This window comes from Texcoconibacillus texcoconensis, assembly GCF_014202575.1.
Taxonomy (GTDB): domain Bacteria; phylum Bacillota; class Bacilli; order Bacillales; family Salisediminibacteriaceae; genus Texcoconibacillus; species Texcoconibacillus texcoconensis.
Genome location: NZ_JACHHB010000004.1, coordinates 221,719 through 231,709, shown reverse-complemented (window position 1 = coordinate 231,709; position 9,991 = coordinate 221,719). Strand labels below are relative to the sequence as shown.

At 39.2% G+C, this 9,991-nt stretch carries 13 protein-coding genes, 2 tRNA genes and 1 riboswitch; of the genes, 10 read left to right on the top strand and 5 right to left on the bottom strand.

The window, feature by feature from the left end:
• Positions 1-19: 19 nt before the first annotated feature.
• Together HNQ41_RS06255 and HNQ41_RS06250 are read right to left on the bottom strand one after the other, a co-directional pair.
• Positions 20-94 (bottom strand) — tRNA-Gln (locus HNQ41_RS06255).
• Positions 95-106: 12 nt separating this feature from the next.
• Positions 107-181, bottom strand: a tRNA-Gln gene (locus HNQ41_RS06250).
• Between the two features lie 130 nt (positions 182-311).
• Between HNQ41_RS06250 and comGA the strand changes: the two genes are divergently transcribed.
• Both comGA and HNQ41_RS06240 read left to right on the top strand, forming a co-directional pair.
• A complete protein-coding gene (gene comGA, locus HNQ41_RS06245) occupies positions 312-1,436 on the top strand; it encodes a competence type IV pilus ATPase ComGA (RefSeq protein WP_184663548.1) in 1,125 nt (374 codons plus the stop codon).
• Entirely contained in the window at positions 1,366-2,397 is a 1,032-nt protein-coding gene (locus tag HNQ41_RS06240) for a type II secretion system F family protein (protein ID WP_184663547.1), read from the top strand. Before comGA ends, HNQ41_RS06240 begins: the two co-directional genes overlap by 71 nt.
• 182 nt (positions 2,398-2,579) lie before the next feature.
• Here the strand turns inward: HNQ41_RS06240 and HNQ41_RS16750 are convergent, their stop codons facing one another.
• On the bottom strand, positions 2,580-2,708 hold the full coding sequence (locus HNQ41_RS16750; protein ID WP_281393975.1) for a hypothetical protein: 129 nt from the start codon (positions 2,706-2,708) through the stop codon (positions 2,580-2,582).
• Positions 2,709-2,910: 202 nt separating this feature from the next.
• Between HNQ41_RS16750 and comGC the strand changes: the two genes are divergently transcribed.
• Genes comGC through HNQ41_RS06205 form a run of 7 tightly spaced genes read left to right on the top strand, consistent with a single transcriptional unit; the run spans position 2,911 to position 5,557 of the window.
• Positions 2,911-3,234, top strand: a complete 324-nt coding sequence (gene comGC, locus HNQ41_RS06235) for a competence type IV pilus major pilin ComGC (RefSeq protein ID WP_184663546.1) — start codon at positions 2,911-2,913, stop codon at positions 3,232-3,234.
• Positions 3,227-3,661: a competence type IV pilus minor pilin ComGD gene (comGD, locus tag HNQ41_RS06230; RefSeq protein WP_184663545.1), complete on the top strand. Its 435-nt coding sequence runs from the start codon at positions 3,227-3,229 to the stop codon at positions 3,659-3,661. Before comGC ends, comGD begins: the two co-directional genes overlap by 8 nt.
• Positions 3,648-3,989, top strand: a complete 342-nt coding sequence (locus HNQ41_RS06225; protein WP_184663544.1) for a type II secretion system protein — start codon at positions 3,648-3,650, stop codon at positions 3,987-3,989. The genes comGD and HNQ41_RS06225 overlap by 14 nt, the downstream gene beginning before the upstream one ends.
• Positions 3,943-4,419, top strand: a complete 477-nt coding sequence (locus HNQ41_RS06220; RefSeq protein WP_184663596.1) for a competence type IV pilus minor pilin ComGF — start codon at positions 3,943-3,945, stop codon at positions 4,417-4,419. The genes HNQ41_RS06225 and HNQ41_RS06220 overlap by 47 nt, the downstream gene beginning before the upstream one ends.
• Positions 4,416-4,799 (top strand): competence type IV pilus minor pilin ComGG, encoded by a 384-nt coding sequence (gene comGG, locus HNQ41_RS06215; RefSeq protein ID WP_184663543.1) that lies wholly within the window; start codon positions 4,416-4,418, stop codon positions 4,797-4,799. Before HNQ41_RS06220 ends, comGG begins: the two co-directional genes overlap by 4 nt.
• Positions 4,800-4,802: 3 nt before the next feature.
• Positions 4,803-5,315, top strand: a complete 513-nt coding sequence (locus tag HNQ41_RS06210; RefSeq protein ID WP_184663542.1) for a shikimate kinase — start codon at positions 4,803-4,805, stop codon at positions 5,313-5,315.
• Positions 5,316-5,365: 50 nt separating this feature from the next.
• Complete coding sequence (locus tag HNQ41_RS06205; RefSeq protein ID WP_184663541.1) at positions 5,366-5,557, top strand: YqzE family protein; 192 nt, start codon at positions 5,366-5,368, stop codon at positions 5,555-5,557.
• Positions 5,558-5,694: 137 nt separating this feature from the next.
• Here HNQ41_RS06205 and HNQ41_RS06200 read toward each other — a convergent pair whose 3' ends face one another.
• Together HNQ41_RS06200 and HNQ41_RS06195 are read right to left on the bottom strand one after the other, a co-directional pair.
• On the bottom strand, positions 5,695-6,489 hold the full coding sequence (locus HNQ41_RS06200; RefSeq protein WP_184663540.1) for a YqhG family protein: 795 nt from the start codon (positions 6,487-6,489) through the stop codon (positions 5,695-5,697).
• Complete coding sequence (locus HNQ41_RS06195) at positions 6,458-8,122, bottom strand: DEAD/DEAH box helicase (RefSeq protein WP_184663539.1); 1,665 nt, start codon at positions 8,120-8,122, stop codon at positions 6,458-6,460. The genes HNQ41_RS06200 and HNQ41_RS06195 overlap by 32 nt, the downstream gene beginning before the upstream one ends.
• A gap of 439 nt (positions 8,123-8,561) precedes the next feature.
• Positions 8,562-8,656, top strand: a riboswitch (glycine riboswitch).
• 234 nt (positions 8,657-8,890) lie between these two features.
• Between HNQ41_RS06195 and gcvT the strand changes: the two genes are divergently transcribed.
• Positions 8,891-9,985 carry a glycine cleavage system aminomethyltransferase GcvT gene (gcvT, locus tag HNQ41_RS06190; protein ID WP_184663538.1) on the top strand — a complete coding sequence of 365 codons (1,095 nt, stop codon included), beginning with the start codon at positions 8,891-8,893 and terminating at the stop codon, positions 9,983-9,985.
• The last annotated feature ends 6 nt before the right edge of the window (positions 9,986-9,991 follow it).

The following is a 9,991-nucleotide window of genomic DNA, read 5'->3' as shown; positions in this document are numbered from 1 at the left end:
TATCCCAATGGAGAAGGAATGGCTGGGATAGCAGGATTCGAACCTGCGGGTCACGGAATCAAAATCCGTTGCCTTACCGCTTGGCTATATCCCAATGGAGAAGGAATGGCTGGGATAGCAGGATTCGAACCTGCGGGTCACGGAATCAAAATCCGTTGCCTTACCACTTGGCTATATCCCAATAATATATGTCTTATGAGCGAACATTTTTATTTTGTTTTTTTTTCGACGTAATTATACGTTAAAAAAAGGATTTTTTTTAACGTTGTCGAAATGTAATATGGAACTTAATATGGAAAGGACTGTTGCTTATGAACGTTGAACAAGAATGTTTTCTTCTCATCGCATCAGCAGTACGGTCACAGGCAAGTGACGTTCATCTCGTCCCAAATGAAAAGAGGACAGATGTTCGTTATCGTATTGCTGGTTCGTTGTCGCACCAAAAAAAGTTATCATCTTCACAAGCAGAACGCCTTATTAGCCATTTCAAGTTTACTTCTGGGATGGATATTGGAAATCGTCGAAAGCCACAAAATGGAAGCCTTGAATTGCAAGTTGAACATCGGCGCCTTTCCCTCAGACTTTCTACTGTCCCCACTGTCCAAGGGGAATCATTAGTTATTCGCCTCCACTCATTAAAATCCCTGATATCAGTATCTGACCTTTGCTTATTTCCCAAGGATGTAGATCAATTAAAAAGTTGGACGCATTTACGCTCAGGATTATGTTTATTAACAGGTCCAACTGGAACAGGGAAAACGACGACACTTTACTCGTTATTAAATGAGCGCTTAGAATTACAAAAGGAGCAAATTGTTAGTCTTGAAGACCCTGTAGAGAAAAAGCATGATCATATTCTTCAATTAGAAGTCAATGAAGATGCAGGGTTGTCTTATGGACATTTACTTAAAGATGTTTTACGACATGACCCAGATGTCATTGTGATCGGAGAAATTCGTGACCAAGAGACGGCTTCATTAGTTATTCGAGCAGCGTTAACAGGGCACGTTGTCTTCGCATCGTTACACGCCCCAGATCCATACAGTGCTTTGTTACGGATGATTGAGTTTGGTATTCCTAATCGAGATTTATCGCAATGTTTACAAAGTATCACGACACAACGATTAGTGAAGCGTCGCTGTCCATATTGTTTATCAGCTTGTACGTCTTTATGCATACCTCAACGATCAGCTGTGTTTGCCACATTAAACCACACCCATATTCAAAAGATCTTATCGTCAGACTACCAACGAAATGAAATGAAACTCCCGTCTGTATTCCATTCTATTTTAAAAGGTGTAGCACTAGGTTTTATTGACCAATCAGAATTGAATAGGGATTTTACTTATCAAGGGAGGAATGAGTTTGCGGAAAAAATCATGGTCCCCGCAAAGACAAGCAGTGTTGCTGAACCGCCTAGCACAACTTTTAGATGATGGTTTTTCATTACAAGATGCACTAAAGTTCATGGCTCAGTACGAAGAGGAGCCGTTACGTTCTAAGATATGGGCACTATACGATGATTTATTGGAAGGCGAGCCGTTTATTGATGGGTTATTGAAAATTGGCTATTCCCGAGAAGCGTTAATGAGTGTCATATTGTACGAAAAAAATGGTCGGTTGTCAGAAGGTCTTTTTTTAGCAGCTGATATCCTCAAACGTAAAAATGATTTAATCACCCAAATGAAACGCCACTTTCGTTACCCAATATTTTTACTTCTTTTCATCTTCTTCATGATGTATGTTATGTACTTTTACACCATTCCCCAGTTTCAAACTTATTTTGAACAATTAGATCAAGAATTACCGTTGATGACGGAACTTTTTTTAATATTAATGAATGTAATGACTAATTTGGCCGTGTTCATTCCAATCGTTGTCATCGCTTTGTTAATCATTTTTAAGTGGTACAAGACAAATCGATCATCTGCCGAAATTATCTGTCGGTTGGTCAAGCTACCTCATATCAGACAATATATAATGAAGCTCGTTAGTTTAGGGTTTTGTATGCACTTAAGCCCATTACTTGAGAGTGGAATGTCTTTGAAAAATAGTTTGCATTTTTGTGGTGAGAACTCTCTGTCTTTATTTTTTCAACATGAATGTCAACGGATTTCTGAAGAGTTACGCAACGGTATCTCATTAGATTCATCGTTAAAAAGTACCGGTTTTTATTCAATAGAGCTCGCCTCCGTTATTCAACATAGCCAAGGTAGAAATACTCTAGGTAGAGATTTATACCACTATCAACAATATTTATATAAAAATTTGCTTGAGTTCATGCAAAAGCGGATCCACCAATTTCAATTTTCATTGTATTTTGTCGTTGGTGTGTTTATCCTAGTTTTGTTTCTATCTATTTTACTTCCGATGTATCAAATGATGGTAGGGGGATAAGTAAGAAACTTGAGTAGAGAAGTTGTGAAAAGCTGAACGATATTGAGAGCAGAGGAGGTGCTGTGGATTAAGAGGATAAAAGTCATTTGGTGACAAATTATCAATGATGATACACGTGAGGGTAACGTAAAAAATGGAGAGGATGATTTAATAATAACTTGAAAGAGGCATAAACAAAAAAGTTAGGCACTCTCGTGACGCTCTTTTTCTTGAATCCATAATAGAAGTTTACGTTCTTTATCGGTAAGCTGTCTTCCCAATTGATCTTGGAAATAGTTGTTTAAGTGATCATATAACGATTTATTGGTCACAAGTAATCCTCCTGTTACATGAGAATGTAAAACATATTGAATCCGTTTTCCTGACTTTGTTTTTTAGTAAGTTTATTATACATGAAGGTTGTTAATTTGAAAAGTTATAAATTTTCAGATATGTCGTCGGAAATAAAACACTTTCACGAGAAAATGTCATTTGTTCATAAAGCTCTATTACAAAAAAATGGAGGGTTTTAGTATGAAGGATTATTTGCGAAAGAGTGAACAAGGGTTTACATTAATTGAAATGCTCATTGTGCTTATGATTATTTCCGTTTTATTGTTAATTGCAGTGCCGAATATGGCTAAAAACAATGAAGTAGCGACCGACAAAAGTACTGAAGCAACAATCGATTTGTTACAAGCTCAGATCGCGGCTTATGAAATAGAAAATAGAGAAACGCCAGAAAGTTTAGAGGTGTTAAAAAAAGAAGGCTATGTTGATCAAATTGAGTGCCCAAGTGGTGGGGAATTAACAATTGTAGATGGTCAAGTTGTGAAAAAAGATGAAGAGGATGAATAATAATCTAGGGTATACTTTCTTGGAAATGCTTGTCGTCTTAAGTTTGCTATCTGCGATGGTACTTGTTACAAATGTGACTTTTCACCAAGCTGCATATAAAAAAGAGACTGAGCACTTCTTTGAACAATTGGAAACGGATATTCGCTATGCGCAAATGAGAGCGATGATAGGAGGGTTTCGCACAGACATTCTCTTTGAGCCCGATCAAAACAGTTATCGTATACGTCAAAGAACAACTGTCATAAAAAGAGCGGAACTACCAGATCATCTTCAAATGGTCAGAGGTACATTTTACAATGAACCGATGTCGTTTTTAGCAAATGGAGGTGTTGCTCGTATTGGACGTCTTGTTTTTGCTGATGAAGAACATGAGTATACGCTAACAGTATTGTTGGGGAAAGGGCGTTTTTATATTGAAAAAACGTGACGGGTTTACTTTAATAGAAGTTCTTACTTCACTTAGTATTTTGCTTCTTTTTGCTTCAACTTTTTTTCCATGGTTTTTCCAAATATATAACGAACGTGTTGCCATTGATCAAAAAATGTTTGCTGACGAATTGAATTATCGGCTCGTCCAAGATCAACTTGCAGGTGAGTACTTGCCAGAAGAAGGAACGACCACCGATAACCGTGGCACAGTTTATACATGGCAATATAAACAAACGGGTGGACAAACGGCGGAAATTTGTATTAGTTGGGAGGGAAGAAATGGACGCATGTATGAGTCGTGTCAAGCTGCATACTCCCCAAGGTAGACAAGAAGGCGTTACCCTCGTTGAAATGCTCGTAACAATGAGCATATTCCTCATCATTACATCACTAATCCCACTCTTTTTTAATTCCTTAACGGCAATACCAAAACAAGCAGACGCAAGAGAGAATGCAGCATTATTTTTTCAAGAAATTCATGTTGACCTACGATTTAGTGTTGAGCATTCAACTTCAAGTACACAAAATGAACTTTTTATTGAGGATAAACGAGGCCGACAAATCTCCTTCCATTTATTTAAAGATCGGATTCGACGTCAAGTTGGTGGAGCGGGACAGGAGATGGTGCTATTAGGTGTTCAATCATTTCAAGTTCGAGAAGTTTCGGACGGAATAGACATGACGGTGACTTTTGAGACAGGAGAAACGTTTTCCAGACGGTTCAGACATGTGGCCAGTAAAGGAGGGAGTCAATGAAACGAGAAGGGGGATTCATCCTTCCTGTAACACTTGTTGTTATGTTACTTGTAGTATCAGGTTTGTTACAACAGGTCGCTCTTTATGAACAAGAAAGAACATTTGCCACGATGCATAGTGATTGGTTGGCGGCAGATCAAATGGCTATGGCTGCAAAGAAGCATATTATAGTATTGATAAGTAAAGGAGAACATGATAGCTTAAACGAAACGATGTCATACCCGAATGGAGAGGTCGAGGTTGTGGTCACGCCTGATGACGACGAACAATATGCTGTGATGTTAACATCTAGATTAAATGAGGGGCCATTACGTCGGATAGAGTTTCGCTACGATGCGAATAATCAAACGATTACCCATTGGATAGAAGGGGGAAGATAGGTCGTGTTAAGAAAACATATTTATTTGATTGGTTTTATGGGAGCGGGGAAAACAACAATCGGCAAGCAACTTGCGCAAAAGTTCAATCTTCCGTTTGTTGATGTCGATCAGTTCGTAGAAGAAAGAGAAGGTATATCGATAGCGGATATTTTTGAGCGTGAAGGGGAAGCATCTTTTCGTTTGCGAGAAACGAAATCATTACAACAATTGTCAGATTGTTCGCCATCAATCATTTCTACAGGTGGTGGGATTGTTGAGCGTCAAGAAAACATTGACGAAATGAAACATCATGGACAAGTCATTTATCTGTCAGCTTCATTTGCGACACTATACGAGCGAGTTGCAGATGATACAACTCGTCCGTTAACAAGTGCGGGCAAGTCAACGCTACATGAGCGCTTTCAAATGCGAGAAGCGTATTATGAAAACGCAGCTGATCTTGTTGTAGATACTGAAGGACGGTCGATTTCTGAAACGTGTGACTTCATTGTTGAACAATTGGGGAATAATTCATAAACTAAGTGTCAAAAATAGAAGTAAAAGTTGATGAGAAAGTGGTGATTTGTTTGAAAACAAATGATTATGTCAAATATCTTACTGAACAAGTTGTTCAGTACGTTGACCAACCCGTAGATGAGAGAAGGGAAACAAAACGTGCCAAACGCGAAGCGAAGCTTCCTCGTAAGTATCAATGGTTTGGCTTACTCCCGTTTGCATTGGAGTTATCCTGGAAAAACCGAAAGTCGCGTAAATCGTAAATGAATCACTTTTCATCAACGCTACTTCACTCATTTTATTCGTACTCTACAGGGCTTTTAAGCTTGGTTACTGTAGAGTACGTTTTTTTCGTAAACTTTGTTGTTTTTGATAAACTCGAAGAAGCAGCAACAATGTTTTATGAACCAGGCTTTAAGTAAAAGAGTCCTCCATTAATGACGTCAACTTGAATACGAGGTTCAAATTGCTCTTTTAAGGCTTGTTTTTCTTTTTCATACCTCTCATTATCTAAGTCGTTTTGATCTTTCTCGTAAAACGTATGGAGAAGGTCGAGGTGTTGTTTCCATAATTGATAAGCTTCATCCGCCCATGAGTGATCCTTCGACTTGATATTTTCCTCTACCCAATGTCTTATTCTTTCAAAGCCACTTTCAGGTTTAATGATTGGTGAAACCGTAAAACAGTAGTCAGCAATTGTACCTGAAAGAGGGCGTTTGCGAAGGAGTTGATGAAAGTTATCGATCATTTCTCCATTAGCTAAATTTAGGCCAATTGAATATCGCTCATCTTTATGGACGTGACTTCGGTAGGCGGCTTTTAAGTTTACCACCAACCAAGGGTGAAGCGGGATCGCTGCTGCTTGTGGTTGACACTTTTCGTACATATTGGCAAAACGACCTTGCTCTCGACAGGCACGGAAAATTTGTTGTAATCGAGGTGATCCGAAGTGGATCGATTCGGCTTTAGGTTCCTGGCAATCGGATTCGGGGTCGGTCTTAAGCCATAACTGCATCGGGTTGGGGATGCCGCCGATTTTCTCTAAATAATGCCAATAAAAGGGACGGTTCATCAGCACCTTATCCATATCAACGGTAAGTTGAACCCCTAAAACCCCTTCTTGGTCAGACAGGATTGTACAATCATTGCTAGTGAAAAAGGTTTTAAGAAACTGGTGAATGTCCTCCTGATGCATCGTTTTCCTCCTTTTTTGATTCGATGAATGCGGTTAAGTTTTCCATTTTAATGCGCTTTTCACCCTCGGTTTTCGATTGTAATAATATATCGCTAACATGTTGTTCGACAAAGTCACTGTCCGCTTTTTCTAATATGTCATCTAAACGCCCGATCACGTTTTCAAATAACCCAATTTTGTGATAGAGCAGTTGTAAAATATCATCTTCAACTGTATTTTGAATCGCGAAGTTATAGATCGTGACATCATTTTCTTGTCCTAGTCGGTGAATTCTACCGATGCGTTGTTCAATTCTCATTGGGTTCCAAGGTAAGTCGTAATTAATCATATGGTGACAAAACTGAAGGTTAATCCCTTCTCCGCCGGCTTCAGTGGCGATTAAAACTTGGGCTTGATTTTTAAACAATTGCTTCATCCAGTCTTTCTTACTACGTTTAAACCCACCTCGAAATGGAACAGCCTTTATCCCGTTTTGTTGGAAAAAATATTGTAGAAATAATTGCGTTCCACGGTACTCTGTAAAAATGATCACTTTGTCATTAAGTTGCTGAATCAGTTCTAACGCTTTTTGCGCTTTGGAGTGTAAACTTACTTGTTCAATTTTTCCTATGACTTGCTGCAAAGTTTGTTGAAGTTCTTCATTGCCTTCAGCCTCTTTGATCATAGATTGTATGGTTAAATAAGCAGCTTCTCGGCTCGAACAAACTTCTCGTTGCAATGTCAAGACAGTAAATGGGTGAATAGGTGTCTGACTTGATTTTAATTTTGAAACTTCCTCGTACAAGTCACGCTCCTCCTGGCTCATTTCAATATCAACGGTATGAACGGTCCGTTTTGGCCAATCCATATTTGCATCTTGTCGTCGATTTCGGACCATGACTTGTTTCATTAATTTTTGCAAGTGTTCCTGGTCTTCTTCTGTTTGATATGATTGTTGGAAAGTTTCTGCATCTCCTAAATAACCAGGTTTTAGGAGGGAAACGAGATAAAATACTTCGTCCAGTCGGTTTTGGACAGGTGTGGCTGTAAGTAAAAGGCAATAAGTTTTCTTTAATTGTTGGATAAACTGATAGTTTTTCGTTTTTGGATTTTTAAGTTTATGTGCTTCATCAACAATGATGAAGTCATAATTTTGTTCTTCAATAATATCGCAGTGTGGTGGGCGTTTTGCTGTATCGATCGAAGCAACGATGATATCAGCTTGCTCCCAAACATATTCTTTGCGCTGTTCGACAGCGGGAATAAAAAACTTTTGATTCAGTTCACTCACCCATTGACTGACGAGGGAAGCGGGGGTGAGGATGAGAACTTTTTTGGCAAGTCCACGGATCATATATTCTTTTAAAATTAAACCTGCTTCAATTGTCTTTCCTAAACCAACTTCATCGGCAAGAATAGCTTTTCCATTCATTTTTTCAATAACAGTTCGGGCAGCTTCAATTTGATGTGGGTAGAGTTGTAAATGTTCGAGATATTTCGGTGCATATAATGTATGAAAGTTTTCGACAGCCGTCTCTTCGATTGATTGCCATCCTAGGTTATATATATTCCAATCAGCCCAAGGCCCATGTTGGTTCAGTCGTTGCAACCATTCATCTTTCCAGCTTGTATCGAACGTTATATTAATATCCATGGTCCCCTCCTATCTTTCTCGTAGTTAACGAAGTGAGAGAAATAATTAAAAAAATATGACAATTTTGTTGCCAACGAAAATCAGTTGATGATACGATAAACTTAACTTAAGACGTTTTAATATTATGTCCATCTATTATTTGTTTAATGTGTATTTTTAAAGAAAATAGTTGCTCGATTGTGTTAGCGGTTGGTATGCGCGCGTTATTCTTTTTAGCTAGTATCGAAAACGTTATCATATTTACCACCAGCACTAGTCGCCGATAATCGAGCGCCTATCGCTTTTGATGTCGTCTAGCTGTAGGCGCTATCGGCTCGAGGTCGCTTCGGTCCGACAATTGAAGCAGAAAGCGCTTCTACTTGTCGGCCCTCCAGCGCTAGTCGCCGATAAACGAGCGCCTATCGCTTTTGGTGTTACATAGACAAGTTGATATTGGCGAATGAAAGTAAGGGGAGAGTTCGGTAGAAACATGAGCCGACGCCGAAGGAGCAAGCTATGTGCGAATCTCTCAGGCAAACAGACTCTTACTTGACGCAACTCTGGAGAGCGTTCACTTCAATTGTGAACCACCAACGGGGAAAAACTTATCATTAACATGATAAGAAAAAACTCTCAGGTAGCACGGACAGAGACGAACTTTATATCATAAGGGCGTCTCTGTCTTTTATTTTGCTCTCATTTAACTTAAATATGACCAAAGTCATGGTGTTGAGGAACTAAAGATGTTCAATGGTCTAAATGAAATACCATTATATGTTGGAGGTGTTATTGGTGTCGGGAAACAGGACTCCTTTATTCGATGAGTACAAAAATTTAAATGCAAAGGTGATTGACTTCGGAGGTTGGGATTTACCCGTTCAATTTTCAAGCATCAAAGAAGAGCATCATGCTGTTCGTACAAATGTTGGTCTTTTTGATGTTTCACATATGGGTGAAATTGAAGTTCAAGGGACTGGTGCAGAAGAATTTTTACAAACAGTCGTTACAAATGATGTTTCGAAATTAAAAGTTGGTGGTTGCCAGTATACCGCGATGTGCTATGAAGATGGCGGAACCGTTGATGACTTTCTCATTTATAAGCGAAGTGAGGACAATTTTTTCCTCGTCGTTAATGCTGCGAATACACATAAAGACTATGAATGGTTGAAAACACATGCTAGTGCGGACATAAACATCGTCGATCGCTCACCTGAATATGGACAATTAGCTCTTCAAGGTCCAAATGCAGAAAAAGTTTTGCAGACGATGACGACAGTTGATTTAACCCAGATTCGCTTTTTTAAATTTCGAGAAGGGGTAGATATAGCTGGGGTTTCGGCACTTGTCTCTCGAACGGGATATACAGGTGAAGACGGGTTTGAAATTTATTGTTCATGGGACGACACCTCTTCACTCTGGAGGGAGATCTTAAAAGCTGGTGAAGACGTAGGCATTCAGCCGTGTGGGTTAGGCGCCCGTGATACATTACGTTTTGAAGCAAACTTAGCTCTCTATGGTCAAGAGCTATCGGAGGATATTACACCAGTAGAAGCGGGGATTGGTTTTGCCGTTAAGACAGAAAAAGAGAGTGACTTTATTGGGAAGTCTCGTCTAAAATGGCAAAAACAAAATGGTCCCGATCGTAAGCTCGTTGGATTAGAGATGGTAGACAAAGGGATCCCTCGAACTGGCTATAGCGTCTATGCAGAAGGTCGAGAAATCGGTTTTGTCACTAGTGGTACCCAGTCGCCAACCCTTAATAAAAATGTAGGATTGGCCATTGTAGATAAAAACGTTAGTGAGTTAGATGCAGTTGTCGAAGTGCAAGTTCGTAAACGCCGCTTAAAGGCAAAAGTTGTCAAAACACCATTTTATAAAAAGTGATAGGAG